This is a genomic window from Actinomadura barringtoniae, assembly GCF_017573505.1.
GTDB lineage: Bacteria > Actinomycetota > Actinomycetes > Streptosporangiales > Streptosporangiaceae > Spirillospora > Spirillospora barringtoniae.
Genome location: NZ_JAGEOJ010000009.1, coordinates 403,871 through 429,584, shown reverse-complemented (window position 1 = coordinate 429,584; position 25,714 = coordinate 403,871). Strand labels below are relative to the sequence as shown.

Sequence of the window (25,714 nt, the reverse complement as noted above, 5' to 3'; positions counted from 1 at the left end):
TCGCCGGGGTCAGGTGGCGCCGAGGGCGCGCCCGATGAGGTCGGCGACGGCGTCGGGATCGACGTGCTGGCCGGTCAGCTGGGAGAGGTTCTCCTGGTAGATCAGCACGGCCGCGAACGTGGCCGCCGCGATCTCCAGGCGGGCCTGGTCGCCCCGGCTGCCGGGCAGCGCGAGCTCCAGGGCGCGCCGGGCGCGCTGGAAGACCTCGCTGTTCAGGCGGCCGAGCCGTTCGCCGACCGACTTGTGCGTGTCGGCCTCGCGGAACAGGATCCGGCGCATCGCGGGGGAGGCCCGCAGCGGGAACCGGCGGGCGAGCCCGGCCAGCGTGCCCGCCGGGTCGCCGGGCACCGCCTCGACGGCGTCATCCGGAATTTCCTCGACGAACGTCCGCTCGTCGATGAGGGCCACCAGGACGTCCATCTTCTGTGGGAAGTAGTGGAAGACCAGCCCCTTGGGGACCCTGGCCAGCTTGGCGATCCGTGCCGTGGAGGTGGCGTCATAGCCGCGGTCGGCGAACAGCCGCTCCGCCGCGTCCAGAATGCGCGTGCGGGCGTCCGGAAGGTCGCTCTGCTTCGATGCCCTCATCTCGCGCCCCCTGAGAAAAGCTGTGGCCCCTGGGCGCTCGCGCGCCAGGGACCACCTCGGGACCTCGGTTCAGGCCGTGGCAGCGTCACGTGCCTGGGTGGCTCCCCACAGGCCGACGATAGCCGCGAGGCCGCCGCCGATCCATGCCGTCCAGGCTGCAGCGTGCTCACTCGTGAAGTTGAACGCCCATGGCGACACGAACAGCAGTGTCGCGAAGGCGGTGGCCGTCCATGCCGACGGCCCGGTCGCGCCCAGCAGATTGTACAGGCCCGCCAGGGCCAGCAGTGCGCCGAGCACCATCAGGGGCTGCTGGCCGGCGTTGTCGGCCCACAGCTCCGGCGCGAGAAGGGCGACGAGGCCGGCCAGGAAGGCCACCCCGTCCTGCCACGCGAACTTACCCATCCGCCACCTCCACAGGGGGATCACGTTTGGACCTCTTTGTCCGCTTAGGTGATTCCCTGACTGACCGACCGGTCAATCTGGCGCGGAGGTGAACATTCAGGCACCGACGGTAATCACGACGCTGTCCAACAAGGCCAGGACGACGGCCTTCACCGACTCCCGGTCGCGGGCGTCGCAGGGCACCACCGGCACCCGGTCCGGTACACCCAGCGCCTCGCGCACCTCGTCCACGTCGAACCGTCGCGAGCCCGCGAAATGGTTGATGCCGACAGCGAACGGGATCCCCGTCTCCTCGAAGAAGTCCAGCGAGGGGAACGCCTGGTCGACGCGGCGGGTGTCCAGCAGCACCACCGCGCCGAGCGCGCCCTCGATCAGGTCGTCCCACAGGAAGGCGAAGCGCTCCTGCCCCGGCGTGCCGAACAGGTAGAGGACGATGCCCTCGTCCAGGGTGATCCGCCCGAAGTCGAACGCCACGGTCGTGGTGGTCTTGCGCTCGACCCCGCTGGTGTCGTCGACCCCCGCCGCCGCGTCGGTCATCGCGGCCTCGCTGGTGAGCGGCTCGACCTCCGACAGCGCTCCGACGAAGGTGGTCTTGCCGACGCCGAAGCCGCCGGACACCACGATCTTCGCGGAGAGCACCGTTCCCGGCGCGGCGCGCGGCGCCTCAGAGTGCACGGACACCTTCGATGATCCTCTCCAGCAGGGCGCGCGAGGGACGGTCCGCCGAGCTCACGTGGTCGTGCAGGGTGACCAGGCGCTCGGCGAGCAGGTCGGCGATCAGGACCTTGGTGACCCCGACCGGGACGCCGAGGCCGCGCGCCACCTCGGCGATGGACGTCGGGTACTGGCAGAGCCTCACGATGTGCCTGCGTTCGAAGCTGAGGGGCGCCGCGAGCGCGGCGGGCAGCGCCGTGATCAGGGTCTCCACCCGCAGCCGCTCGTCGGTGGGGCGGGTCCGCCCGCCGGTCAGGATGAACGGCCGGACGAGGCCGTCGATCGCGGGATCGATCCCGCTCTCGGTCATGTGAGGGCCTGGCTCTTCAACTCGGCCACCAGCTGCGGGGTCAGCAGCCCCCCAAAACGGTCGCACAGCACCGCGATCTCGTGGCCGACCAGGCCGAGATCGCAGTCCGAGGTCGCCACGACGCCCAGGCAGCTGCCGTCCGAGATGGCCGACATCAGCAGGAAACCCCGGCCCATCTCGATCATCACCAGCCGCAGTCCCGCGAAGCCGTACTGCCGGGAAGCGCTGCGCGCCAGGCTGGTCACGCCCGACACGATCGCCGCGAGCCGCTCGGCGCCGTTGCGGCCAAGGCCGTCCGACATCGCCATCAGCAGCCCGTCCGACGAGACCGCGACGGTCTCGGTGACCCCGTCGGTGCTCCGGACGAAATTGGCGAGCAGCCAGTTGAAGTCGTGGGTCTGCGGCATCACCTGGGTCATGTCGTCTCCGTAGCGGGATCTGAGGGGTCTGCGGGCGCGCGGTGCGCGCCGGAACGGAAGGTGTCGAGCATCGAGCGCACCTCGTCCGGCGAGCGCCGTGGGCCCGCCGTCGCCGCGGGCCGCTCCTGCCGAGGCGGCTGTGCCTGTGGTCGCGGCCGGCGCTTGACCAGGCCGTTGCGCGTGGTGTCCCGGCCCGCGGGCGGACCGGTGTCGAACGGGACCGCTCCAGTCGGGGCGTGGGCCGGCCTTTCGAGCGTGAACGAGGGATGGGCCGGCGCGGTGATCACGCCGATCGGCCCGGTCGTCGCGGCGGGCGCCACCGTGACGGGTTCGGCAGGCGCCACCGTGACGGGTTCGGCGGGTGTCACTGTGACGGGTTCGGCGGTCGTGCGCAGGCGGGCCGCGTCGCGCAGGCCGCCCGGCGCGAACGCCTGTGCGGCGGCGGTCGCCTCCGCGTCGGGTACCAGCAGGGTCCCCGGCAGGACGATGCGCGCGGTCACGCCGGTGAGCGGCGACTCGTGCAGCCAGACCTGGATGCCGAGTCGTTCGGACAGCCGTCCGACCACGTAGTGGCCCAGGTCGCGGGCGGGGGCGACCAGGAAGCTCTGCTCGCCGCGCAGCCGGGCGTTCGCCGTGGCCATCGCGGTGGGCTCCATGCCGACGCCCTGGTCGATGATGGCGATGTGGTACTCCGAGCCGGTGTGACGAGCCTGGACCTCCACCTCACGGTCTGGCGGTGAGAACGTCAGGGCGTTCTCCACCAGTTCGGCCAGCAGGTGCGAGACGTCGGCGGCGACCGAGCCCCGGACCCGGGCCTCGTCCATGCGCCGCAGGCTGACCCGGCGGTAGTCCTCCACCTCGGCGAACGCCGACCTCAGCACGTCGCCGACCGCGACCGTGCCGGACCAGCGGCGGGGGCTGTGCTCGCCGACCAGGACCAGGAGGCTCTCGGCGTTGCGGCGCATGCGGGTGGCCAGATGATCCAGTTCGAACAGGTTGGACAGGGCGCCCGGGTCGGTCTCCTCGCGTTCCAGCGCGCTGATGAACCCGATCTGGCGGCGCACCAGGTTCTGGTTGCGGCGCCCCAGGTTGGCCAGCGACTCGGCGGTGTTGCGGCGCATCACCGCCTGCTCGACCGCGAGCCGTACGGCGGTTTGCCGCAGATGGGCCAGCGCGCGGGCCACCTCGGCGAACTCGTCGTCGCGGCGGACCAGGTCGTCGCGGGCGGCCGGTGCCGTCTCCTGGACGAGCTCGCCGGGATCGGATGCCTCGTGGATGCGGGCCATCGCGACCGGCAGCTCGTGCTCGGCCGCGTCGAGCGCCTCCCTGGCCAGCAGGCTGAGCGGACGCATGATCGACCGGAACGTGTAGATCCACAGCAGCAGCGCCACCAGCAGGGCGAGGCCCGCCCCGGCGGCGTAGAAGATCAGCTCTTGCCGCGCCTCCGCCGCGATCTGCCGGGCCCGGGCGCGCACGTCGTCGCCGATGCCCCGCTGGACGGTGCGCATGTCGTCGACGACGGCCGTCATCTCCGCCCACCACCGCGACGGGTCGATCTTCAGGCTCCGGCCACGGGCGCCGCCCAGGGCGCGTTGCTCGTCGGCGGTCGCGGCCGTCGCCTGCGGGGAGCGCAGGACCGCGTCCAGCTCGCCCTTGCGGCGCGTGGAGGCGACCGAGGGGAAGCGGGCCAGGGCGTCGAGCTTGCGGGCCCGGACCTCGGAGAAGCGCGTGTAGTCGTCCTGGGCGAACGAGCCCGCGGCGAACACGCCGTTCAGCTGGCCGCGCTCCAGGGCGGTGGCCTCCTTGGCGTCGCCGAGCAGCTGGAGCGCGTTCAGGCCGCGGCCGAGCTCGCGGTCCCGGCGCCCGGCGTCGCCGTCCGCGGTGATCACGCTCAGCGCCGTGTCCAGCCCCTGGATCGCGCCGGTGTAGTAGTCGAGCATCCGCGGCCGGGGGAGGCCGCCGGCGTCCACGGTGCCGCGCACCGTGCCGAGATCGCCCAGCCGCTCGAGCGCGGGCCGCACGGACCGGGCGCCGGCCCCGCCGGTGATCGTCAGCTGCCGGTCCAGCGCCGCGCGCGCCCCGTCGGAGGTGCGGCGCTGGGCGTCGACCTGTGGCCGGTAGGCGGCGGCGCCGCCGAGCAGGCCGCTGGTCAGCCCGCGCTCGCGCTGCAGCGAGTGGATCAGGTCCTGCGCGGCCAGCACCAGATCGACGTCGGTGACCGTGGCGTTCGCGCGCCGGCCCACCTCGTACTGGGCCCACACCCCCGCCGACGCCAGCCCGATGAGCAGCGCGGTCGGGACGGCCAGGATGATCGCCATCCTGGCCCGGATGGTCCGGGCGCCCGCGAAACGGCGTGGCGCCAGGTCCCGTGCGCGATGCCGCGGACTCACGTGTCCCCCCGGGTGATCGATCTGTGACCGCAGCGACGCTAGAGGCGCCTGATTACAGAGGTGTTGCCGGTCTGTTCAGGGCATGTGCAGGGACGCTCACCATGCTCTTCCACGCCTCTCCGGGCACCGGTGTGACGTACGGAACATCGCCCCTGACCGGCTAATCTGCACCCTCATGGAGATCGAGAGGGCGGATCCGCCCGCGCCCGCGCGGGATCCGGCCGCCGGCGCGCGGGATCGGGCGGCCGGGCCCGATCCGGTGCCCGCGCGGTCGCGGCGCAGCCCGTTCGGCCTCCTGTGGCGCCTGATCGACGGACGCCCGGACGACACCCGCCCGCAGATCATGCGCCGCGCGCACGTGCTGGTGACCGTGGCGACGGGCCTGGCCAACCTGGTCGGGGCGCTGGTCGTGCTGCTGTTCAGCGTCGTCGTGCCGACCCCCGACGGGTCGGTCTCGGACCGGATCCGCCTGATCAACTTCGTGGTGTTCGCCGCCTACGTCGTCGCCGCGGTGCCGGTCGGCCTGATCCTCGGCGAGCGCTTCTTCCGGCGGGCCCGCCGCCTGGTCGAGGGCAACCTGAGGCCCGACAACCGTGAGCGTGTCCTGCTGCTGTACGGACCGCTCCGGCTGATGGCCGTCCATCTCACGCTGTGGGGGATCGGCACCGTCGGCTGGGTGATCATCAATCTGCCGTTCTCGTGGCTGCTGGCCGTCAAGCTCGGCGTGACCAGCCTGCTCGGCGGCATCACCACCTGCACCGTGGTCTACCTGCTGACCGAGCGGCTGCTGCGGCGGGCGGTGACCACCGCGCTGAGCGCCGGGATACCCGGCCGCACCGGCCTTCCCGGCGTGGTCGCCCGTTCCGTGCTGGCCTGGGCGCTCGGCACCGCCGTGCCGCTGCTCGGGCTGATCGTGCTCGCGGTCGGCTCGTTCGGGCTGGCCAAGGTCACCCTGCACGACTTCGCGGTCGTGGTCCTGGCCCTCGGCGGCACCTCGCTGCTCGTCGGGCTCGGCGTGACCTACGGCGCCGCGCGGGCGATCGCCGACCCGGTCGAGTCGGTGCGGCTCGGCCTCGCCCGGGTCGAACGCGGCGACCTGGACGTGGAGGTGCCGGTCTACGACGCCAGCGAGGTCGGGCTGCTGCAGGCCGGGTTCAACCACATGGCCGCGGGCCTGCGCGAGCACGCCCGCCTCCAGGACCTGTTCGGCCGCCAGGTGGGCGAGGACGTCGCCAAGGTCGCGCTGGAGCACGGCATCGACCTCGGCGGCGAGCTGCGCGAGGTCGCGGTGATCTTCGTGGACCTGGTCGGCTCCACGCGCCTGGCCGCCGACCGGCCGCCGACCGAGGTGGTCAAGCTGCTGAACGACTTCTTCGCCGTGGTGGTCGAGGTGATCGGCGCGCACGGCGGCTGGATCAACAAGTTCGAGGGCGATGCCGCGCTGGCGATCTTCGGGGCGCCGCTGGCGCTGGAGGGCGCGCAGAGCCGCGCCCTGGCGGCCGCCCGCGAGCTCGCCGAACGCCTGCGCCGCGAGGTGCCGACACTGCGGGCGGCCGTCGGCGTCTCGGCGGGCGAGGCGGTCGCCGGGCACATCGGCGCCGAGGAACGCTTCGAGTACACGGTGATCGGCGACCCGGTGAACGAGGCCGCGCGCCTCACCGACCTCGCCAAGACGACCGCCGACGGGGTGCTGGCGGCGGGTTCGGTCGTCGAGTCGGCGGGCGCGGACGAGGCGGCGCACTGGTGGCTCGGCGAGGAGGTCACGCTGCGCGGCCGTACGCAGGAGACGCGGCTGGCCTCACCCCGCCAGGAGCCCTAGCGGGTGTAGAGAGTCGCGCCGCTCAGCTCGGTGTACCAGGGCGACTTGGCGAAGTTCGGGCCCGTCTCCTCGCCGATGTAGAGGTCGGCGTGGTGCTCGCCGCCGTACCCCGGTCGGAACAGGTCGGTGACCGTCCACTCCGCCGACCGCAGCCGCGTGCAGACCTTGGCGTCGATCGTGTGGCCGTCGTCGTCCTTGCCGCAGTCGGTGATCACGAACCGGTGGCCGCGCGCCAGCACGTCGCGGTCGGCCGCCGCCGTCCCGAACGGGCGCAGCGGCTTGCCCGCCGAGTCGCGCGTGGTGTCGTCCAGCCACCAGCCGACGATGTGCGACCAGTTGAGGTAGCGGCCGCGCTGCGGGCCCGAGGTGATCCGGCCGCTGCCCTCGATCTGCACGGAGTCCAGGAAGTCCTTGGGATACGAGCCGAGCGCTGCCTTGCCGTGGCTGCAGTGGAACTCCGCGCAACCCTTCACCGCCTTGGCGGGCCCGTGGTGGAAGCTCTCGACCAGCGTGTAGTAGACCGTGACGCGCCAGTGGCCGGGCTTGCCGATCGGCTTGATCCCGCTGAGCGGCCTCAGCGGCTCCTTGACGGCCATCGAGGGCGGCGGGGTGGCCGGGACCTCGGCGGGAGGCGGCGAGGCGACTCCGGCGGCCAGCGGCGGCGCGACCGTGGGCGGCGGGCCCTCGTGGCTCCCGGCCGACGAGGCCGCGCCACAGCCCGCCGCGGCGGTGCACAGGAGCAGTAGGGCGGGGACTCGTGCCACGCTGAGCCCCATCGCCCCTCCCATCCCGGTGAGATCACCCGTGTCCGAGGATGGACGATATCCCGGGACGCTGTCCGGCGTGTCCGGTTCGGGCGAGCCGGTCCGGTGGACCGTCCCCGCGCGGCCCGGCGGTCAGTGGCCGCGCGCGATCCACTCCTCCAGGTGAGGGGCCTCGTCGCCGATCGTGGTGCTGTCGCCGTGGCCGGTACGGACAACTGTCTCCGGCGGCAGGGTCAGCAGCCGCTTCCTGATCGACTCGATGATGGTCGGGAAGTCGGAGAAGGACCGGCCGGTCGCGCCGGGCCCGCCCTGGAAGAGGGTGTCGCCGGAGAAGACCGTGCCGAGGTCGGGCGCGTACAGGCAGACGGCCCCCGGGCTGTGGCCCGGCGTGTGCAGCACGCTCAGCATGGTCCCGGCGACCGTGACCAGGGCGCCGTCCTGCAGTTCGGCGTCCGGCTCGGCGTCGGGATGGCGCTGCTTCCACAGCATGAGGTCCTCGGGGTGGAGCAGCACGGGCGCACCGGTCCGGCGGGCCAGCTCCGGCGCGGCGTCGATGTGGTCGTCGTGCCCGTGGGTGGAGACGACGGCGAGCAGCCGACGCCCGCCGAGCGCCGCCTCGATGGCGTCCGCGTCGTGCGCGGCGTCGATGACGATGGCCTCCTCGTCGTCGCCCACGATCCAGACGTTGTTGTCGACGTCCCACGTTCCGCCGTCGAGCGAGAACGTGCCGGAGGTGACCAGGTGGTCGATGCGGGCCGCCATCAGAGCACCACCACCGAGCGCAGGACCTCGCCCTTGCTCATCTTGTCGAACGCGGCCTCGACGCCGTCCAGCGGGATCGTCTCGGACACGAACGCGTCCAGGTCGAGGCGGCCCTGCAGGTAGAGGTCGATCAGCATCGGGAAGTCGCGGGAGGGCAGGCAGTCGCCGTACCAGGACGACTTCAACGAGCCGCCGCGCCCGAAGACGTCCAGCAGCGGCAGCTCCAGCTTCATCTCCGGCGTCGGCACGCCCACCAGGACGACGGTCCCGGCCAGGTCGCGGGCGTAGAAGGCCTGCTCGTAGGTCTCGGGGCGGCCGACCGCCTCGATCACCACGTCGGCGCCGAAGCCGCCGGTGAGCTCGCGGACCTTCTCGACGACGTCGCCGTCCCTGCCGTTCACCGTGTGGGTGGCGCCGAGGCCGGTGGCCAGGCCGAGCTTGCGGTCGTCCACGTCGATGGCGATGATCTTCGCGGCCCCGGCGAGGCGGGCGCCGGCGACCGCCGCGCAGCCGACGCCGCCGCAGCCGATGACCGCGACCGAGTCGCCGCGCCCGACGCCACCGGTGTTGATCGCTGCGCCCAGGCCCGCCATCACGCCGCAGCCGAGCAGCCCGGCGGCGGCCGGCGAGGCGGCGGGGTCGACCTTGGTGCACTGCCCGGCGGCGACCAGCGTCTTGTCGGCGAACGCGCCGATGCCGAGGGCGGGGGAGAGCTCCGTCCCGTCGGCCAAGGTCATCTTCTGGGTGGCGTTGCGGGTGTTGAAGCAGTACCAGGGACGGCCGCGCAGGCAGGCCCGGCACTGGCCGCAGACCGCCCGCCAGTTGAGGATCACGTAGTCGCCGGGCTCGACGTCGGTGACGCCGTCGCCGACCGACTCGACGATCCCGGCGGCCTCGTGGCCGAGCAGGAACGGGAACTCGTCGTTGATGCCGCCCTCGCGATAGTGCAGGTCGGTGTGGCAGACCCCGCAGGCCTGGATCTGGACGACCGCCTCGCCCGGACCGGGGTCCGGCACGTTGATCGTCTCGATGCGGACGGGCTCGCCTCTGCCCGGTGCGATGACCCCACGTACCTGCTGCGCCATTGCCGCCACCTTTCGTTCGGTACCTGCGGGTCCGACCCTACAGAAGACGCGCCCGGCCGCCGGAGCCCCGTCTGGCCTAGTAACTTCGTTTATTGTAGTTTGACCTCATGACACCCGCGCTGTCGGCCTCGCCCGGCTACTGGCAGGACCGCCCGCCGGCCGAGGCGCTGATCACCGTCGCCGCCGCAGACCGGCTCGGCTACGGCGAGCTGTGGCTCGGCGAGATGGCGACCTACGACGTCTTCGCGCTCGCCACCGCCGTCGCCGCGCGCACCGAGCGGATCCCGCTCACGCTCGGGCCGCTGGCGGTCGCCGTACGGGACCCGATGTCGATCGCGCGCGGGGTCGCCTCGGTAGCCGACCTCACCGGACGCCGGGTGGACGTGGCCATCGGCACCTCCAGCCCCGTGGTGGTGGGGGAGTGGCACGGCCGCGACCGCCGCCGTCCCGCCGTCGCGCTCCGCGAGTCCGCGACGGCCCTGCGCGCGTTCCTGGACGGCGAGAAGGTCAGCCAGGACGGCCAGGTCGTCAGCACGCGCGGCTACCGGCTGCGGCTGCCCGCGCCCAAGTCCGGTCTCACGGTCGCGGCGTTCGGCCCGGCCGCCGTACGTACCGCAGCCACGCTCGCCGACCGGATGGTGCTGAACCTCATCACGCCCGCATCCGCCGCCGCGCTCGTACGCGACATGCGTGAGGCGTCCGCCGCCGCCGGACGGCCCGCGCCGCGGGTGGCGGTCTGGGTGACCGCCGCGGTCGACCCCTCTCCCGAGGCGCTGGAGCAGCTGCGGCGCGGCCTCGTCGGCTACCTGGCCGCGCCGGGCTATGGCGAGATGTTCATCGAGGCGGGCTTCGGTGAGCTGGTCGCGTTCGCCCGCGCCCGCCCGCATCCGCGCGAACTGCTCGCCGCGATCGGGCCCGAGGTGGTCGCGGCCGTCGGCCTGGTCGGCGACCCGGACGCGGTGAAGGCCCGGCTGGAGGAGTACGGGGCGGCGGGCGCGGACGAGGTGGTCGTGATCGCCGCCAGCACCGACGATGACCCCGGAGGCGTGCGCACGCTCGCCCGCGTCAAGGAACTGGACTGATCGAACCGGACGACCTGGAGGGGTCATGGGGGCACGGAGGCTGCATCCGCCCGAGCGCGTCGCCGAGTACACGGCGGCCGGCTGGTGGGGCGAGGACACCCTGGACGCGCTGTTCCGCGCCCGGGTGCGCGAGAACCCGGACCGCCTCGCGGTGGTCGACCCGGCCAACAAGCAGGACCTCGTCGGCCTCCCGCCGCGCCGCCTCACCTGGAGCGAACTGGACGCAGAGGTCGATCGCCTGGCCGCCCTGCTGGCGGGCCGCGGCCTGACCGCGGGCCAGGTGATCGGGGTCCAGCTGCCCAACACCGTCGAGCAGGTCGCGCTGTATCTGGCCTGCTGGCGCATCGGCCTGATCGTGTCGCCGCTGCCGATGCAGTACCGCGAGCACGAGATCTCCCAGCTCGCCAAGCTGGCCGAGTTCGCCGCCTACGTCACCGTCGAGCGCTTCGGGGGCCGTTCGATGGCGGCGGAGGCGGCGGCTCTCGGCCTGCCGCTGATCTCCCTGGACGACGCGCCGACCGAGGCGCCGACCGAGGCGCCGACCGAGGCGCGAGGGCGCGTCCCCGCCCACGTCGCCGACCCGAACGACTGCGTCACCATCTGCTGGACGTCCGGCACCGAGAGTACCCCCAAGGGCGTGCCGCGCTGCCACAACGACTGGCTGGCCGTCGCGACCGTGTGTATGGAAGCGCCGCGCATGACGGCCGACGACGTGCTGCTCAACCCGTTTCCGATGGTCAACATGGCCGGGTTCGCGGGCCTGTTCCTGCCGTGGCTGCTCGTCGGCGGCGTGTTCGTCCAGCACCACCCGTTCGACCTGCCGACCTTCCTCGGCCAGATCCAGCAGGAGCGGGTCACCTACACGGTCGCGGCGCCGGCCCTGCTGAACATGCTGCTCGCCCGCGAGGACATGCTCGCGGCCGTCGACCTCTCCTCGCTCACGCGGATCGGCTCCGGCTCGGCGCCGCTCTCGCCCGTGATGGTGCGCGGCTGGCAGGAACGGCACGGCATCGGCGTCATCAACTTCTTCGGCTCCAACGAGGGTGCCGGGATGCTGACCGACCCCTACGACGTGCCCGATCCCGAGCAGCGCGCCCGCTACTTCCCCAGGTACGGAACGCCCGGCGTCTCGTGGTCCACGCGCGCCGACAAGTGGACCCGGATGCGCGTCGTCGACCTGGTGACCGGCGAGGACATCACCGAGCCGGAGCGTCCGGGTGAGCTGCGGCTCAAGGGGCCGCAGGTCTTCGCGGGCTACCTGGGCGGCGCGGGGCCGGCCGGCCCGTTCGACGAGCAGGGCTACCTCAAGACCGGCGACATTTTCGAGATCGCGGGGGAGCGGCGGCAGTTCGTCCGGTATGTCGACCGTGCGAAGGATCTGGTGATCCGGGGTGGCATGAACATTGCGGCGGCCGAACTGGAGCATCTCATCGCCGAGCATCCGGCCGTCGGCGAGGTCGCCATCGTCGGCTATCCCGACGAGATGCTCGGGGAGAAGATCTGCGCCGTCGTCGTCCCGGCGCCGGGAATCGTTGCCCCGTCTCTCGACGATCTGGTGACATTCCTGCGCGACCGGCACATCGCCTCCTACAAGCTGCCTGAGCGGCTCGAACTGCGCGACTCGCTGCCCCGCAATCCGGTCGGCAAGATTCTTAAACGCGAGTTGCGCGCCGACATCTGACCGCGACCGCAAGGTCCCCCTGACGGTCGCGACATATGCAAGCAGTGAAGCTTCGGACACCATCTGTGAGCGTTCCCGTAGATGGAGGCGAAGCCGATGTCGGTGGATGCTGGAACGGATCCGGCACAGCAACCGCGAGAGCGATCGCAGCAACCGTCGAGCCTGGGCACCGCGGCGGCCCGGAACCTCGCGACGACCACGAAATCCGTCCCGCAGATGCAGGGGATCAGCTCCCGGTGGCTCCTGCGGGTGCTCCCCTGGGTGCAGGTGTCCGGCGGCACCTATCGCGTCAACCGCCGGCTCACGTACGCGGTCGGTGGCGGCCGCGTGACCGTCGCCCGCGAGGGCGGTGAGGCGCGGGTCGTCCCGCCCAGCCTGCGCGAGATCCCGCTGTTCGCGGGTGTGACGGACGACGCCGTGCTGGCCGCCCTTTCCGAGGGCTTCGAGCAGGAAGAGGTGGAGGCGGGCGCGAGCATCACCGATGAGGGCGGCCGCGCGGACCGCTTCTTCATCGTCGCGCACGGCCGGGTGGACCGGATCGGCACCGGCGAGTACGGCGAGGGCACCCGGCTCGGCGTCGAGGCCGACGGCGGCTACTTCGGCGGCGAGGCGCTGACCGAGGAGGCGCCCGGCTGGGTCCACACCGTGGTGGCGGCGACCGCGACCACGCTGCTGTCGCTGACCCGGCAGCGGTTCCAGGAACTCGCCGACCGGTCGCCCGAGCTCGGCGACCAGGTCGAGCGGTTCCGGGAGAACGCCGGGAAGCCCCAGAACAGGCGCGGCGAGGCGGACATCGAGATCGCCTCGGGGCACGACGGCGAGCCCGGGATCCCCGGCACGTTCGCCGACTACGAGCTCTCACCGCGCGAGTACGAGCTGAGCGTCGCGCAGACCGTGCTGCGCGTGCACACGCGCGTCGCCGATCTCTACAACGAGCCGATGGACCAGGTCGAGCAGCAGCTCAGGCTGACCGTCGAGGCGCTGCGCGAGCGCCAGGAGGACGAGCTGGTCAACAACGCCTCGTTCGGGCTGCTGAACAACGTCGACTACTCCCAGCGGCTCCAGACCCACTCGGGTCCGCCCACGCCCGACGACATGGACGAGCTGCTCACCCGGCGCCGCGGCACCCGGGTGTTCCTGGCCCATCCGCGCGCGATCGCCGCGTTCGGCCGCGAGTGCAACCGGCGCGGCCTCTACCCCGACGCCGTCGAGATCAACGGCGACCGGCTCCCCGCCTGGCGCGGCGTGCCGATCCTGCCCTGCAACAAGATCCCGATCACCGGCGGCCGCACCTCCACGATCCTGGCGATGCGGACCGGCGAGGACGACCAGGGCGTCATCGGCCTCCACCAGATCGGGATCCCCGACGAGTACGAGCCCGCGCTCAACGTGCGCTTCATGGGCATCAACGACCAGGCCGTCATCTCCTACCTGGTCAGCGCCTACTACTCCGCCGCAGTACTGGTCCCCGATGCCCTCGGCGTCCTGGAGAACGTCGAGATCTCCCGCCCGTTCAGCTGACAAGGAGAGAGATGATCGGACAGAGCCGTCCCGAGCAGGTCCTGGCCACCGCCTACCAGCGCGACGTCGCCGCCTGGTGGGACAACCGGCGCGACGACCGCGTCAACCTCGCGCTCGGCGAGGTCGACGGCATCTACCACCATCACTACGGGCTGGGCGACTACGACCCGGCCGTCCTGGAGGCGGGCGGGGAACGCCGCGGGGAGGCGATCATCGAGGAACTGCACCGGCTGGAGACGGCGCAGGCCGACTTCATGCTCGACCAGTTCGGCGAGGTCGGGCCGGGCGACCGGCTGCTGGACGCCGGTTCGGGCCGGGGCGGCACGAGCATCATGGCCAACGCCCGCTTCGGCAGCGAGACCGACGGGGTGTCGATCTCGGAGTACCAGGTCGGCTTCGCCCGCGAGCAGTCGGCGCTGCGCGGCAAGGAGGACCGGGTCCGGTTCCACTTCCTCAACATGCTCGACACCGGCTTCCCGTCGGGGGCGTTCCGGGGCATCTGGACCAACGAGACGACCATGTACGTGGATCTCGGGGACCTGTTCTCGGAGTTCGTGCGGCTGCTGGCCCCCGGCGGCCACTACGTCTGCATCACCGGCTGCTACAACGACGTGACCGGCCGGTCCACATCGGTCCGGGAGATCGACGAGCACTACCACTGCAAGATCCATCCGCGCAGCGCCTACTTCAAGGCGCTGGCCGACAACGGGCTGATCCCGTCCCGGGTCGTCGACCTGACCCGGCAGACGATCCCGTACTGGGAGCTGCGGGAGCAGTCGCCCGTCGCCACGGGCATCGAGGGGCCGTTCCTCACCGCCTACCGGGAGGGCAGCTTCCAGTACCTCCTGATCGTGGCCGACCGCCCCTAGAGGCGCCGGGCCACAGGTCCCCCGGCGGAGGTGTCCGGCGGGGCCGGGGCGGGAAAGTCATGATCGACCCCCCTTGGACCTGGGGGGGGACGCATGGGCGGCCGGCGCTGGGCTGTGCTGGCGGTGTTGTCGGGCAGCCTGCTCATCATCGCGATGGACACCACGATCCTGAACGTGGCGTTCCCGTCGCTGGTCGCGGACCTGCAGCCGAGCTCGATCGAACAGCTCTGGATCATCGACGCGTACGCGCTGGTGCTGTCCGGGCTGCTCATCACCTGTGGCGCCCTCGGCGATCGCTGGGGGCGCCGCAGGCTGCTCGTCGCCGGTTTCGTGGTGTTCGCCCTGGCCTCGCTGCTGGCGGTGGTGGCGAACGACCCGTGGGTGGTGATCGCGGCCCGCGCGCTGCTCGGCGTCGGCGGGGCCGCGATCATGCCCTCGACGCTGTCGATCGTGCGGGTGGTGTTCACCGACCCGCGCGAACGCGCCGTCGCCTACAGCATCTGGACCGCCGTGATCGGCGCCGGGCTCGCGCTCGGGCCGCTGGTCGGCGGGCTGCTGGTGCAGACCTTCGACTGGCACGCCGCGTTCCTGGTGAACGTGCCGGTCGCCGCGGTCTGCGTCGCCCTGGCGCTGTGGCTGGTGCCGGAGTCGACCAGCCCGCGCGAGGGCGCCTGGGACTGGTGGGGAGTCGCCCAGTCGCTCGGCGGGATGCTGGCCCTGGCCGCCGGGATCAAGCTGGTCGGCGGCCACGACGTGGTCACCGGCGCGGTGCTGCTGGTCGTCGCGGCCGTGCTGCTGACCGTCTTCGTACGGCGGCAGCTGCGCCTGGAGCACCCGCTGCTGCAGGTGCGGCTGTTCGCCAGCCGCCCGTTCAGCGTGGCGTCGGTCTCGATCCTGCTCGGGATGATGGCGCTGGGCGCGCTGCTGTTCCTGCTCGGCCAGTGGTTCCAGTACGCCCAGGGCCTCAAGCCCTTCGACGCCGGGCTGCGGATGCTGCCCGCGCCCATCGCGCTCATCATCGCGCCGCTTTTCACCGCGCGGCTCCTGGACCGGTTCTCGGTACGGCACGTGCTGGGCGTGGGCATGCTCGTCGGCGCGCTCGGGATGGCGATCCCGTGGCTGGCCGACACGTTCGGCGAGCTGAGGTACGTCCACATCGCCATCGCCCTGGCCGCGCTCGGATCGGGCCTCGGCGTGGCCGCGACGGCCGCCTCGGTGACCCTGATGTCGGCGGCCCCCGCCGAACTGGCCGGAGGCGCCGCCGCCGTCGAGGAGATGTCGTACGAGCTGGGCAGCGCCCTCGGTGTCGCGGTGATCGGCAGCATCGCCGCGGCGCTCTACCGCGCAGACATCTCCGACCTCGGGATGCGGCCGGAGGCGATGGAGAAGGTCCGCGACTCGATCGGCGAGGCGGTCGCGTTCGCGCAGAGCGTCGTCGCGCCGCTCGGCCTGCGGATCGTCGATGCCGCCGCCTCCTCCTTCACCCACGCGCTGGGGCTGGCGTGCCTGGCAGGAGGCGTTCTGCTGGCGGTCTCGGGGGTGATCGGCTGGCGCCTGATCCCCAAGGGATTCGAGCCGACCGAGAGCTCCCACTAGACCGCTTGCGGCGTTTGCGGGGACTCGCGCGTTTTCTGTGGTCGGGGCGTTCTAGGCTGTGCGCCGTGACGTCTGGGCAGAAGGTGATCGACGGGCGGTTCGAGCTGCGGGGACGGCTCGGCAGCGGGGGCATGGGGACCGTCTGGCGCGCGCTCGACCTGGCGCTGGAGCGCGAGGTCGCGTTGAAGGAGGTCCGTCTCGCCGGGACCGACTCCGCCGACCTGGACCCCGCGACCGCGCGGATGATGCACGAGCGCGTGATGCGCGAGGCGCGGGCGCTGGCGCGCGTCGAGCATCCGAACGTGGTGACGATCCATCACATCGTCGACTCGCCGGAGCTGCCGCACCCGTGGCTGGTGATGGAGCTCGTACGCGGGCAGTCGCTACAGGACCGGCTGGCGCGCGGGCCGCTGCCGCCCGCCGAGGCGGCGGCGCTCGGGCGGGGGATCCTCGGCGCGCTGCGGGCCGTGCACGCGGCCGGGATCCAGCACCGCGACGTCAAGCCCGCCAACGTCCTGCTGCGCTCGGACGGGACGCCTGTCCTCACCGACTTCGGCATCGCCGTGCTGGACGACGCCTCCCGCGTCACCGCGACCGGCGCGCTGGTCGGGTCGCCGGAGTACATCGCGCCGGAACGGCTGCACGGCAACGAGGGCGACCCGGCGTCCGACCTGTGGTCGCTCGGCCTGCTGCTGTACGTCGCGGTCGAGGGCAACAACCCGATGCGCCGCCCGACGGCCGCCGCGACGCTGGCCGCCGTCATGTCGGCCCAGATCCCGCCGCCGCAGCGGGCCGGTGCGCTCGGACCCGTTCTCCAGGACCTGCTGGTGCCCAACCCGGCGGCCCGGCCCGCGCCCGAACGCCTCGACCAGATGCTCGCGCACGCGGAACGGTCGTCCGGCCCGGTCGCGGCGCCGCCCGGACCGCCCGGCGCGCATGGCATGGGAGCGCCGCCGCCGCTGCCGTCGTCGCCCTCCTGGCCGACCCAGCCGCCGCCCTCGACCCATCCGTCCCACATGAGCGGCACCTACCCGCCGCCGCCCGCCCCCGTGCGGCGCAGCCGCCCCGGCTTGCTCGTGGCCGCGATCGCCGTGCCGGTGGTCGCCGTCCTCGCCGCTCTGGTCGTGCTGATCGGGTTCGTGCTGCCGAAGGTGCTGGACCGGAGCGACGACGCCCGGGCCGGGACCGGCGGCTCCAACCCGACCGCGTCGCGCGGGGCCCCGCGGGCGACCACCAAGGCGGGGTCCGGCACGGCGGTGAACGGCTCGACGCTGCTGACGCCGGCGGCCGTGCGCGCGGTCATCAAGAAGCTGCAGGACGCGTCCAAGAGCAAGCAGTTCGCGGAGCTGACCATCTACGAGGAGCGGGCCAACGCCGACGCCCCGGTGGCCGGGCGGCGCGCCGCGTTCGACAACTACACCTACGAGAAGGGCGCCGACGCGGCCGTACGGGAACGGCCGAGTATCGCGATCACCACCGGCGACGCCAAGGTCGACCCGAGCCGCTTCAACTGGGACGCGCTGCCTGCCCTGCTGGAGCGGGCGAAGCGCACGCTGAAGGTGCCGAAGCCGACGATGCGGTACGTCATCGTGGAGTCCGCGTGGGCGTTCAACGGCGACCGCCCGACGATGATGATCCACTTCACCGACGACTACGGCGGCGGCTATCTGGCGGTGAACGAGAAGGGCAAGGTCATCAGCACCTACCCGTCCACGTCCTGACCGCCCTGGTCCTCTCGCGGACCGGGAAGGGTGCTCGCGCCGCGGCGGCGACGTGGAAGCTCGGTGGTGGCCGGTTCGCCCGTGCCCGGGGCGGGCGAGGCGGCCTGCTCGGGTTCCTCGGCGGCAGCGGGGTAGGTCACGTGCCCGTCCTGGACGAGCTGGGCCAGGTCGTTCATCACCGGGAAGAGGCCGCGGCCGAGCGCGAACGCGATGTCGCGCGTGGTGCGGCGGCCGTTCACCCTGGCCAGGACGTCGGAGGCGGCGGCCAGCGGGTCGACGGCGACGGGCTGAGGGCGCGCGTGGATCTCCAGGCCGAGCGGACGCCACTGCGCCGCGGAGGTGAGGCGGCGGGCGGTCTCGCGCACGACGCGCTCCACCTCCAGGCCCGGATCGACGGGCAGCAGCGGCGCCAGGTCGTTCTCACCCGCGCGTTCGGCGGTGCAGGTGCGCACCCCGCACAGGGCCATCGCGAAGATGGCGTCGACCACCGCGACCTGCGCCAGGATCTGCAGGCCCGCGACGCCTATCAGCTCGCGTTCGACCAGCTCGGCGGCCAGCCGCCCGGCGGGCGCCCCGACGGCGAACGCCTCGGTCCAGTCGTGCTCGGAGATCCGTCCCGAGCGCAGCAGCAAGGGCTCGGGGCCGGGCGCGGCGGCGGTGGCGGCGGCGATGACGAGCCCCTCACGCATCGTCACCGTCCCGTCCTGGCCGCCGTCGATGCGGAGCGTTCCCGAGAAGCGCTCCTGGCCGCGCCGCTTGAGCACTGAATCGAGGATTCCCGTGCGCCCCGGCCGAGCCTGTTCGGTTGAGAAGGATGGTGCGGTCACGTAGTCCGTCCCCCACGGTGTGAATTCCTGCTCATCATGCCAAGGGTCACGAACGAAAACATTGACATCGACTATCTGAAACGTCCCACTTGCACCATCTTGCCCCGCTATCGTGTCGCCACGGCCCGGGGGCCGTGGTCACGAACCTGAAGGGGGACGCGAGTGAACATCGAAACCGCGCTCAAAGAGGCCATGTCCGTCGACGGCGCCATCGGCGCCGCACTCGTCGACTATGAGAGCGGCATGTCGCTCGGCATGAGCGGGGGAGGCCAGGGGCTCGACCTGGAGGTCGCCTCGGCCGGCAACACCGAGGTGATCCGGGCCAAGGTGCGCACGCTGGAGGCCCTGCGGATCGACGACTCGATCGAGGACATCCTGATCACGCTGGGTTCGCAGTACCACCTGATCAGGCTGCTCGAGCGCGGTGGAAGCCGGCTGTTCCTCTACCTGGCCCTGGACCGGTCCCGGGCGAACCTCGCGCTGGCGCGCCACTCGCTGCGCGCCATCGACAAGGAGCTCAGCCTCTAGGGGAGGTCCGGCGGGCGCCGTACGGGCCGCCCCGCCTCCACCATCCACCCGGCGACGTCTTCGTTCGCCGGGTGTCGTCTTGCGTCGTCATCGGGACGGGGGAACGCACATGGAGAATGCGGCGACGACCAGGGAGGCCGTGCTAACGGAACTCCACGCCTTGCGCGACAGCGTGACGGGCGTGACCGACAGCGCGGTCGCCTCCGTGGACGGGATGCTCGTCGCGTCCGACACCGACGGGGTCCGGCCCGACGTGCTCGCCGCGCTCGCGGCCGCGGCACTCGGCCTCGGCAAGAGCACCAGTCACGAGGTGGGGATGGGTGAGCTGCGCGAGGTGGTGACCCGCTGCCAGAGCGGTCACATCATCGTGTACGCGATCGGGGGCACCAAGCTCTTGGTCATCCTCGGCGACGAGGGCCTCGACATCACCCGGCTCCACCTGGAGTCGCGTCCCGCCGTGGGCCGCCTGGGAACGCTCCTCGGCGCCTGAGCCGTCCGAGCCCGGCGGTTGACCCCTCACTAGAACGCGTTCTAGTGTTCGCCCAAGCAAGCTACCGCTTGGTGGGAGGGTTCGTGGCCACAGAGTCGTTCGCCCGGGCGATCGCCGACGCCGAGGAGATCATCCGTGCGGCGCCGCACGTACGGACCGAGCAGGACCTCGCCGAGGGCCTCGACTACCTCGCCGGAAGCGTCAAGGCGTGCCTGCACATGGCGTGGGCCTACCAGCGCGACTTCCCCTACTTCGCGTCCTCGACCGGGCCGTACAGCAAGCTCGGGCTCGACAACCCCGACACCCTCTACTTCCATGCCTACATCCGCGACGACGCCGAGTACGTCGTCACCGGGCGGCGCGGCACCACCTCCGACCTGAGCTTCCAGGTGCTGAACGGCGACTACTCGCCCGCGCAGTCGCCCGACAGCCTCACCGCGTTCGACGACCGGGACATCGAGATCGCCGCGGACGGGAGCTACGAGGTGACCTTCGGGCCCGCGCGGCCCGACGCGGGCCCGAACCACTTCACGCTCGGGCAGGGCTCGGCGATGCTGCTGGTCCGCGAGGTCTTCAGCGACTGGACCGGCGAACGCCCCGGAGAGATCCGCATCCACCGCGCCGACACGCTCGGCTCGTCCCCGCCGCCCGCGTCCGAGGAGCGCATGGCCAAGCGGTTCGACGTGGCGGGCAAGATGCTGGTGTCCCGGATCAAGACGTTCCTGGCGTTCCCGGAGTGGCACTACCTGAAGCTGCCGGTCAACACGATGACCGAGCCGCGGCCCACCCCCGGCGGGCTCGCGACGCAGTACTCCTCGGCCGGCCACTACGACCTGGCCGACGACCAGGTCATGGTGGTCACCGTGCCCGCCGCCGCGCGGTCGGACGCCCCGTACCAGGGATTCCAGCTCGGCAGCCTCTGGTACATCTCGCTGGACTACATCAACCACCAGACCAGCCTCACCGGCGACCAGGCCCGCGTGGACCCGGACGGCAAGATCCGCCTCATCGTCAGCGAGCGCGACCCCGGCATGGCCAACTGGATCGAGCGCACCGGGCACGATCGCGGCTTCATGCAGATCCGGTGGCAGCGGCTCGCCCGCGAACTCAAACCCGACGACGGCCCCACGGTCGAGGTGGTCGCGTTCGACGACCTGCCGAACGTGCCGTTCTACGACCGGCAGCGCGTGAGCCCGCAGGAGTGGTCCGCACGGATCGCCGCGCGGCAGGACGCCGTCGCCCGGAGGATGCTCGGCTGATGCTTCTGGAGAACCGCGTCATCATCATCTCCGGCGTCGGCCCCGGGCTCGGCCGTGGGCTCGCGCTCCAGTGCGCCAAGGCCGGCGCCGACGTCGTCCTGGCGGCCCGTACGGAGGGCAAGCTGGAGGAGGTGGCCAAGGAGGTGGCGGACCTCGGCCGCCGCGCCGTGACCGTGCCGACCGACATCACCGACGAGGCCGCCTGCGAACGGCTGGTGGAGACCACGCTGGAGCAGTGCGGGCGCGTCGACGGCCTGATCAACAACGCGTTCGCGATCCCGCCGCTCACCGACCTGGCCGACGCGGACATGGGCGCGATGCGCACGGCGCTCGAGGTGAACGTGTTCGCCGCGCTCCGCCTGACCCGGCTGTGCGCCCCCGCGCTCGCCGAGCGCGGCGGCTCCGTCGTCATGATCAACTCGGCGGTGCTGCGGCACTCCAGGCGCACGTTCGGCGCCTACAAGATGAGCAAGTCGGCGCTGCTGTCGCTCGCGCAGAGCCTGGCCACCGAACTCGGGCCGCGCGGCGTCCGCGTCAACACGATCGCGCCCGGCTACATCTGGGCGGACAGCCTCAAGTGGTACTTCGACTATCTGGCGCAGGAACGCGGCGTCACGCCACAGCAGGTGTACGACGAGACCGCCGCCACGGTCGACCTGGGCAAGCTGCCCGAGCCCGACGAGATCGCCGACGCCGTCGTGTTCATGCTGTCGCCGCTGGCCCGCGCGATCACCGGGCAGTGCCTCGACGTCAACGGCGGCGAGTTCCACCACTGAGCGAGTTCCACCACTGAGCTGAGCGCAAGGAGCCGCACGGAATGAGCGCGGGACGCGACACGGTCGGCACGGTCGAGGACCTGCACGCCTCGGCGAGCAGGATCACCGGCCTGCACGACTACGGCGACGACGACTACGTGGACGGCATGGAGGTCCTGCTGGACTCCTATGTCAGGGAGTCGCGGCTCACGCCGTTCGGCAACAAGATCATGCGGTCGTTCCTGCGCGGCGCGCTGGCCGCCAGGTCGCTGTCGGAGGCGGCCTGGCGGGCCCACCCCGGGTACGCCGACGTCCGCCTCGAACGCCCGATCTTCGTCACCGGGCTGCCGCGCACCGGCACCACCGCGCTGCACCGGCTGCTCGCCGCCGACCCCGCCCACCAGGGGCTGGAGGTGTGGCTGACGGAGATGCCGCAGCCGCGCCCGCCGCGCGAGACCTGGGCCGAGGACGCGATCTTCCAGGCCATCCAGGCCGGGTACGAGCAGCACCACATCGACAACCCCGAGTTCATGGGCGTGCACTACATGTCGGCCGACATGGTCGAGGAGTGCTGGCAACTGCTCCGGCAGTCGATGCGGTCGATCTCGTTCGAGTGCCTGGCGCACGTTCCGACGTACTCGGCGTGGCTGGACCAGCAGGACTGGACGCCCGCGTACGCGCGCCACAAGCGCAACCTCCAGCTGATCGGGCTGAACGACGCCGACCGCCGCTGGGTCCTGAAGAACCCGAGCCATCTGTTCGCCCTCGACGCGCTGATGGAGGTCTATCCCGACGCGCTGGTGATCCAGACGCACCGGCCGCCGCGGACCGCCATGGCCTCGATGTGCAGCCTCGCCGCGCAGGCCACGGCGGGCTGGTCGGACGTCTTCACCGGCGAGGTCATCGGCCGGGATCAGCTGGAGCTGTGGAGCCGGGGCCTGGAGCGGTTCCGCGCCGAACGAGCCAAGCACGACCCCGCGCAGTTCTTCGACGTGGACTACGAGGACTTCGTCCGCGACCCGCTAGCGACGGTCGAGGCCGTCTACGCCCACTTCGGCCTCCCGTTCGGGGAGGACGTGCGCGGGGCCATGACCAGGCTGCGCGACGAGAGCAGCTCCGGGGCGGGGAAGCCGGCCCACCGCTACTCGCTGGCGGACTTCGGCCTCACCGCCGAGGAGATCGACGAACGCTTCTAGGCGACCGGCGCTAAGCGGCGGGCCAGGGCGCGGTGGAGCCGGACGCGTCGGCGAAGTGGCAGGCCACCGCCTGGGGGAGACCCTCCCGTGTCTCCAGGCGCGGGACCTCCTTCGCGCACCGGTCGGTGGCCATGTAGCAGCGCGTACGGAAGCGGCAGCCCGAGGGCGGCGCGGCGGCCGAGGGGACCTCGCCGGTGAGGACGATGTCGTCCGCCGGGCCGTCCGGCCGATCGCGCACGGAAGGGGCGGCCGACAGCAGCGCCCGCGTGTAGGGGTGCTGCGGGCTGTTGAAGATGTCGGCGGCGCTGCCGTGCTCGACGACCGTTCCGAGGTACATGACCGCCACCTCATGGGAGATGTGGCGGACGACGTCCAGGTCGTGGGAGATGAACAGGTAGGCCACGCCGAGCTCGGACTGCAGGTCGGCCAGCAGGTTGAGGATCTGCGCCCGCACCGACACGTCCAGCGCCGACACCGCCTCGTCGCACACGATCAGCTTCGGCTTGAGCGCCAGCGCACGGGCGATGGCGACGCGCTGGCACTGCCCGCCCGACAGCTCGTGCAGGTGCCGCGACGCGTGCTCGGGACGCAGCCCGACCAGGTCCAGCAGCCGCGTGACCTCGGCGTCGCGGTCCTCGCGGGCGACGATCCCCGGGTGCACGCTCCAGCCCTCGGCGATGACCGCCGACACGGTCATGCGCGGGTTGAGCGAGGTGTAGGGGTCCTGGAAGACCATCTGCAGGTCGCGGCTCAGCTTGCGCCGCCGCCGTGGCGAGGCCGCGACCAGGTCGGCGCCCGCGAACTCGATCGTGCCCGAGAACGGCGGCCGCAACCCGACGATGGCGCGCGCGAGCGTCGACTTGCCGCAGCCCGACTCGCCGACGATGCCGAGCGTCCGTCCGGCCTCGACGGTCAGGTCGATCCCGGCGACGACGGGCACGCGTGTACGGCCGAAGCCGTGGCGGCCGGGGCGTTCGTAGCCCGCCTCCAGGCCGCTCACCTTGAGGACGACCTCGGTGGCTGAGGTGGCGGCGGTCATGCGGACTCCTTGATCACCTGGTCGGAGTGGTGGCAGGCCACGGCGCGGTCGCCGGTCTCGATCAGGGGCGGGTCTTCGGTACGGCAGACGTCGGTGGCGAACGGGCAGCGCGGATGGAACGCGCAGCCGCCCGGTGGGTTGCGCGGGTCCGGGGGCAGCCCGGGGATCGGCTTCAGCCGGGTGGTCCTCTCCTCGGGCATGGCCTCCAGGAGGCCGAGCGTGTACGGGTGGGCGGGCGCGGTGTAGACGTCGTCCAGCGGCCCCTGCTCCACGATCCGCCCCGCGTACATGACCGCGACGTCCTGGGCGAGCCGGGCCACGACCCCGAGGTCGTGCGAGACCAGCAGAGTGGCCAGGTCGTCCTCGCGCTGCCGCCGCGCGAGCAGCTGCAGGATCTGCGCCTGAACGGTGACGTCGAGCGCGGTCGTCGGCTCGTCGGCCAGCAGCACCGACGGGCCGAGCGCCAGCGCCATCGCGATCACAGCGCGCTGCCGCATGCCGCCGGAGAACTCGTGCGGATGGTCGTCGTAGCGTGAGCCGGCGTCGGCGATGCCGACCTCTCGCATGAGCGCCACGGCCCGTTCGCGCGCCTGCTTGCGGTCCAGGCCGAGGCGGCGCCGGAACGGCTCGGCGATCTGCGGGCCGACGCGCAGGCCCGGGTTGAGCGCGGCCATCGGGTCCTGGAAGACCATGGCGACCCGGTCGCCGCGGGACTCGCGCCAGCGGCGGGCGGTGAAGTCCGCGGTGTCCTCGCCGTCCAGCAGGACGCTGCCGCCGGTGATCTCGGCGCCGGGCGGCAGCAGCCCGATCAGCGCGAGCGAGGTGAGGCTCTTGCCGCTGCCGGACTCGCCGACCAGGGCGAGCACGCGGCCGCGGCGCAGGGAGAGGGAGACGCCGCGGACGACGGGCGTGACGTGCCTGCCGTCGCGGAATCCGATCCGCAGGTCGCGCAGCTCGCCGGCGGGGTGGGTGGCGGTGATGGTCATCAAAGGCCTCTCAGAGCTGGGCGCGCGGGTCGGCGAGGTCGCGGAAGGCGTCGCCGACCACGCCGACGCCGGTCACCACGGCGGCGAGCGCGAGCGCGGGCATGGTGGAGATCCACCAGGCGGAGCCGAGGTAGTCGCGGCCCGCCGAGACGGTCGCGCCCCACGAGGCGGCGTCGGCCGGGATGCCGAGGCCGAGGAAGCTCAGCGAGGCCTCGGCGACCATGGTCAGGCCGATCTGGACGGTGGCGGCGACCAGCAGCGGCTGCCAGCAGTTGGGCAGCACGTGCCGGATGAGGATCCGCAGGTGGCCCGCCCCGAGTACTCGCGCCGAGTCGACGAACTCGAGGTCGCGGGTCGCCATCGCCGACGCCCGTACGACCCGGGCGAAGATCACCCAGCGGGTCACCGCGAGCGTGATGACGACATTGGTGATGCTCGGGCCGAGCACCCCCGCGATCAGGATGGCGAGCAGGATCGAGGGGAAGGCGAGCTGCACGTCGCCGACGCGGGACAGGATCGTGTCGGTCCAGCCGCCGAAGTAGCCGGCCGCGAGCCCTGCGACCAGGCCGATCGCGCCGCCGATGACGACGGTGGCGAGCGCGACGATGAGCGAGACGCGGCTGCCGGCGAACAGGACCGCGAGCATGTCGCGGCCGACCTGGTCGGTGCCGAGCCAGGCGATCGAGCCGTCGCCGAGCCGCGAGCCCGGCGCGAGCAGCCGGTGCGGCAGGTCGGTCGCGACCGGGTCATAGGGCTTCAGCAGCGGGCCGACGAGCGCGGCGAGGACGAACAGGGCCAGGACCGCCAGGCCGATCCAGGCGGTGACGGGCAGGCGGCGGCGCGAGGACTTGCGCGGCGCGGTCGCCGCGGTGGGCATCGCCGGGGTGGGTGCGATGGTGCTCATTGAACGTCCC

The 25,714-nt window shown here is 72.3% G+C and carries 25 protein-coding genes; 12 read left to right on the top strand and 13 right to left on the bottom strand.

Annotated elements, in window-relative coordinates:
* Nucleotides 1-9: 9 nt before the first annotated feature.
* The 6 genes from J4573_RS23945 to J4573_RS23920 form a co-directional block, all read right to left on the bottom strand.
* Nucleotides 10-585: a TetR/AcrR family transcriptional regulator gene (locus tag J4573_RS23945; RefSeq protein WP_208258030.1), complete on the bottom strand. Its 576-nt coding sequence runs from the start codon at nucleotides 583-585 to the stop codon at nucleotides 10-12.
* A 69-nt stretch (nucleotides 586-654) separates the two neighbouring features.
* Nucleotides 655-987 carry an SPW repeat protein gene (locus J4573_RS23940; RefSeq protein WP_208258029.1) on the bottom strand — a complete coding sequence of 111 codons (333 nt, stop codon included), beginning with the start codon at nucleotides 985-987 and terminating at the stop codon, nucleotides 655-657.
* A gap of 96 nt (nucleotides 988-1,083) precedes the next feature.
* Nucleotides 1,084-1,668 carry a GTP-binding protein gene (locus J4573_RS23935; protein WP_208258028.1) on the bottom strand — a complete coding sequence of 195 codons (585 nt, stop codon included), beginning with the start codon at nucleotides 1,666-1,668 and terminating at the stop codon, nucleotides 1,084-1,086.
* Entirely contained in the window at nucleotides 1,652-2,011 is a 360-nt protein-coding gene (locus tag J4573_RS23930) for a DUF742 domain-containing protein (protein ID WP_208258027.1), read from the bottom strand. Before J4573_RS23930 ends, J4573_RS23935 begins: the two co-directional genes overlap by 17 nt.
* Nucleotides 2,008-2,430, bottom strand: coding sequence for a roadblock/LC7 domain-containing protein (locus J4573_RS23925; RefSeq protein WP_243773436.1), 423 nt, complete (start codon nucleotides 2,428-2,430; stop codon nucleotides 2,008-2,010). Before J4573_RS23925 ends, J4573_RS23930 begins: the two co-directional genes overlap by 4 nt.
* Nucleotides 2,427-4,748: a sensor histidine kinase gene (locus J4573_RS23920; protein ID WP_208258026.1), complete on the bottom strand. Its 2,322-nt coding sequence runs from the start codon at nucleotides 4,746-4,748 to the stop codon at nucleotides 2,427-2,429. Before J4573_RS23920 ends, J4573_RS23925 begins: the two co-directional genes overlap by 4 nt.
* Before the next feature lie 247 nt (nucleotides 4,749-4,995).
* Between J4573_RS23920 and J4573_RS23915 the strand changes: the two genes are divergently transcribed.
* Complete coding sequence (locus J4573_RS23915; RefSeq protein ID WP_208258025.1) at nucleotides 4,996-6,639, top strand: adenylate/guanylate cyclase domain-containing protein; 1,644 nt, start codon at nucleotides 4,996-4,998, stop codon at nucleotides 6,637-6,639.
* On the opposite strand, the gene J4573_RS23910 is transcribed toward J4573_RS23915, so the two are convergent.
* From J4573_RS23910 to J4573_RS23900, 3 genes are all read right to left on the bottom strand, one after another.
* Nucleotides 6,636-7,415 carry a hypothetical protein gene (locus tag J4573_RS23910; protein ID WP_243773435.1) on the bottom strand — a complete coding sequence of 260 codons (780 nt, stop codon included), beginning with the start codon at nucleotides 7,413-7,415 and terminating at the stop codon, nucleotides 6,636-6,638. The two genes, J4573_RS23915 and J4573_RS23910, sit on opposite strands and share 4 nt — an antisense overlap.
* A 120-nt stretch (nucleotides 7,416-7,535) precedes the next feature.
* Complete coding sequence (locus J4573_RS23905) at nucleotides 7,536-8,165, bottom strand: MBL fold metallo-hydrolase (RefSeq protein ID WP_208258024.1); 630 nt, start codon at nucleotides 8,163-8,165, stop codon at nucleotides 7,536-7,538.
* Nucleotides 8,165-9,250, bottom strand: coding sequence for an S-(hydroxymethyl)mycothiol dehydrogenase (locus J4573_RS23900; protein WP_208258023.1), 1,086 nt, complete (start codon nucleotides 9,248-9,250; stop codon nucleotides 8,165-8,167). Before J4573_RS23900 ends, J4573_RS23905 begins: the two co-directional genes overlap by 1 nt.
* A gap of 107 nt (nucleotides 9,251-9,357) precedes the next feature.
* Between J4573_RS23900 and J4573_RS23895 the strand changes: the two genes are divergently transcribed.
* The 6 genes from J4573_RS23895 (at nucleotide 9,358) to J4573_RS23870 (ending at nucleotide 17,720) form a co-directional block, all read left to right on the top strand.
* Nucleotides 9,358-10,332: an LLM class F420-dependent oxidoreductase gene (locus tag J4573_RS23895; protein ID WP_208258022.1), complete on the top strand. Its 975-nt coding sequence runs from the start codon at nucleotides 9,358-9,360 to the stop codon at nucleotides 10,330-10,332.
* 25 nt (nucleotides 10,333-10,357) lie between these two features.
* Nucleotides 10,358-12,013, top strand: a complete 1,656-nt coding sequence (locus J4573_RS23890) for a class I adenylate-forming enzyme family protein (RefSeq protein ID WP_243773434.1) — start codon at nucleotides 10,358-10,360, stop codon at nucleotides 12,011-12,013.
* A 96-nt stretch (nucleotides 12,014-12,109) separates the two neighbouring features.
* A complete protein-coding gene (locus J4573_RS23885; RefSeq protein ID WP_208258021.1) occupies nucleotides 12,110-13,534 on the top strand; it encodes a family 2B encapsulin nanocompartment shell protein in 1,425 nt (474 codons plus the stop codon).
* A gap of 11 nt (nucleotides 13,535-13,545) precedes the next feature.
* Nucleotides 13,546-14,403 carry a geranyl diphosphate 2-C-methyltransferase gene (locus tag J4573_RS23880; protein ID WP_208258020.1) on the top strand — a complete coding sequence of 286 codons (858 nt, stop codon included), beginning with the start codon at nucleotides 13,546-13,548 and terminating at the stop codon, nucleotides 14,401-14,403.
* 93 nt (nucleotides 14,404-14,496) lie between these two features.
* Nucleotides 14,497-15,999, top strand: coding sequence for an MFS transporter (locus tag J4573_RS23875; protein WP_208258019.1), 1,503 nt, complete (start codon nucleotides 14,497-14,499; stop codon nucleotides 15,997-15,999).
* A gap of 65 nt (nucleotides 16,000-16,064) precedes the next feature.
* Nucleotides 16,065-17,720, top strand: coding sequence for a serine/threonine-protein kinase (locus J4573_RS23870; protein ID WP_307796826.1), 1,656 nt, complete (start codon nucleotides 16,065-16,067; stop codon nucleotides 17,718-17,720).
* On the opposite strand, the gene J4573_RS23865 is transcribed toward J4573_RS23870, so the two are convergent.
* A complete protein-coding gene (locus J4573_RS23865; RefSeq protein WP_208258018.1) occupies nucleotides 17,702-18,484 on the bottom strand; it encodes a hypothetical protein in 783 nt (260 codons plus the stop codon). The two genes, J4573_RS23870 and J4573_RS23865, sit on opposite strands and share 19 nt — an antisense overlap.
* A gap of 225 nt (nucleotides 18,485-18,709) precedes the next feature.
* On the opposite strand from J4573_RS23865, the gene J4573_RS23860 reads away from it, so the two are divergent.
* The 5 genes from J4573_RS23860 to J4573_RS23840 all read left to right on the top strand — a co-directional run bounded on the left by J4573_RS23860 (nucleotide 18,710) and on the right by J4573_RS23840 (nucleotide 22,775).
* The gene (locus J4573_RS23860; protein ID WP_307796825.1) at nucleotides 18,710-19,075 is read left to right on the top strand and encodes a hypothetical protein; all 366 of its coding nucleotides are present in this window, start codon (nucleotides 18,710-18,712) and stop codon (nucleotides 19,073-19,075) included.
* Nucleotides 19,076-19,184: 109 nt separating this feature from the next.
* A complete protein-coding gene (locus J4573_RS23855) occupies nucleotides 19,185-19,565 on the top strand; it encodes a roadblock/LC7 domain-containing protein (protein ID WP_208258017.1) in 381 nt (126 codons plus the stop codon).
* Nucleotides 19,566-19,648: 83 nt separating this feature from the next.
* Nucleotides 19,649-20,824, top strand: a complete 1,176-nt coding sequence (locus J4573_RS23850; protein WP_208258016.1) for a hypothetical protein — start codon at nucleotides 19,649-19,651, stop codon at nucleotides 20,822-20,824.
* Nucleotides 20,824-21,600, top strand: coding sequence for an SDR family oxidoreductase (locus tag J4573_RS23845; RefSeq protein ID WP_243773433.1), 777 nt, complete (start codon nucleotides 20,824-20,826; stop codon nucleotides 21,598-21,600). The genes J4573_RS23850 and J4573_RS23845 overlap by 1 nt, the downstream gene beginning before the upstream one ends.
* Before the next feature lie 41 nt (nucleotides 21,601-21,641).
* On the top strand, nucleotides 21,642-22,775 hold the full coding sequence (locus J4573_RS23840; RefSeq protein WP_208258015.1) for a sulfotransferase family protein: 1,134 nt from the start codon (nucleotides 21,642-21,644) through the stop codon (nucleotides 22,773-22,775).
* Nucleotides 22,776-22,785: 10 nt separating this feature from the next.
* Here J4573_RS23840 and J4573_RS23835 read toward each other — a convergent pair whose 3' ends face one another.
* From J4573_RS23835 to J4573_RS23825, 3 genes are read right to left on the bottom strand one after another with little or no spacing between them, the layout of a single operon-like run.
* Entirely contained in the window at nucleotides 22,786-23,814 is a 1,029-nt protein-coding gene (locus J4573_RS23835; RefSeq protein WP_208258014.1) for an ABC transporter ATP-binding protein, read from the bottom strand.
* Nucleotides 23,811-24,800, bottom strand: coding sequence for an ABC transporter ATP-binding protein (locus J4573_RS54175; RefSeq protein WP_243773432.1), 990 nt, complete (start codon nucleotides 24,798-24,800; stop codon nucleotides 23,811-23,813). Before J4573_RS54175 ends, J4573_RS23835 begins: the two co-directional genes overlap by 4 nt.
* A 10-nt stretch (nucleotides 24,801-24,810) precedes the next feature.
* Complete coding sequence (locus tag J4573_RS23825; protein WP_208258013.1) at nucleotides 24,811-25,704, bottom strand: ABC transporter permease; 894 nt, start codon at nucleotides 25,702-25,704, stop codon at nucleotides 24,811-24,813.
* Nucleotides 25,705-25,714: the final 10 nt, after the last annotated feature.

Bases quoted from the DNA above. Each gene is read 5' to 3' on its own strand.
- J4573_RS23880 (WP_208258020.1), top strand. From the start codon at position 13,546: ATGATCGGACAGAGCCGTCCCGAGCAGGTCCTGGCCACCGCCTACCAG.
- J4573_RS23940 (WP_208258029.1), bottom strand. From the start codon at position 987: ATGGGTAAGTTCGCGTGGCAGGACGGGGTGGCCTTCCTGGCCGGCCTC.
- J4573_RS23930 (WP_208258027.1), bottom strand. From the start codon at position 2,011: ATGACCGAGAGCGGGATCGATCCCGCGATCGACGGCCTCGTCCGGCCG.
- J4573_RS23825 (WP_208258013.1), bottom strand. From the start codon at position 25,704: ATGAGCACCATCGCACCCACCCCGGCGATGCCCACCGCGGCGACCGCG.
- J4573_RS23900 (WP_208258023.1), bottom strand. From the start codon at position 9,250: ATGGCGCAGCAGGTACGTGGGGTCATCGCACCGGGCAGAGGCGAGCCC.
- J4573_RS23890 (WP_243773434.1), top strand. From the start codon at position 10,358: ATGGGGGCACGGAGGCTGCATCCGCCCGAGCGCGTCGCCGAGTACACG.
- J4573_RS23845 (WP_243773433.1), top strand. From the start codon at position 20,824: ATGCTTCTGGAGAACCGCGTCATCATCATCTCCGGCGTCGGCCCCGGG.
- J4573_RS23875 (WP_208258019.1), top strand. From the start codon at position 14,497: ATGGGCGGCCGGCGCTGGGCTGTGCTGGCGGTGTTGTCGGGCAGCCTG.
- J4573_RS23915 (WP_208258025.1), top strand. From the start codon at position 4,996: ATGGAGATCGAGAGGGCGGATCCGCCCGCGCCCGCGCGGGATCCGGCC.
- J4573_RS23905 (WP_208258024.1), bottom strand. From the start codon at position 8,165: ATGGCGGCCCGCATCGACCACCTGGTCACCTCCGGCACGTTCTCGCTC.
- J4573_RS23895 (WP_208258022.1), top strand. From the start codon at position 9,358: ATGACACCCGCGCTGTCGGCCTCGCCCGGCTACTGGCAGGACCGCCCG.
- J4573_RS23925 (WP_243773436.1), bottom strand. From the start codon at position 2,430: ATGACCCAGGTGATGCCGCAGACCCACGACTTCAACTGGCTGCTCGCC.
- J4573_RS54175 (WP_243773432.1), bottom strand. From the start codon at position 24,800: ATGACCATCACCGCCACCCACCCCGCCGGCGAGCTGCGCGACCTGCGG.
- J4573_RS23920 (WP_208258026.1), bottom strand. From the start codon at position 4,748: ATGGCGATCATCCTGGCCGTCCCGACCGCGCTGCTCATCGGGCTGGCG.
- J4573_RS23855 (WP_208258017.1), top strand. From the start codon at position 19,185: ATGGAGAATGCGGCGACGACCAGGGAGGCCGTGCTAACGGAACTCCAC.
- J4573_RS23835 (WP_208258014.1), bottom strand. From the start codon at position 23,814: ATGACCGCCGCCACCTCAGCCACCGAGGTCGTCCTCAAGGTGAGCGGC.
- J4573_RS23885 (WP_208258021.1), top strand. From the start codon at position 12,110: ATGTCGGTGGATGCTGGAACGGATCCGGCACAGCAACCGCGAGAGCGA.
- J4573_RS23910 (WP_243773435.1), bottom strand. From the start codon at position 7,415: ATGGGGCTCAGCGTGGCACGAGTCCCCGCCCTACTGCTCCTGTGCACC.
- J4573_RS23840 (WP_208258015.1), top strand. From the start codon at position 21,642: ATGAGCGCGGGACGCGACACGGTCGGCACGGTCGAGGACCTGCACGCC.
- J4573_RS23945 (WP_208258030.1), bottom strand. From the start codon at position 585: ATGAGGGCATCGAAGCAGAGCGACCTTCCGGACGCCCGCACGCGCATT.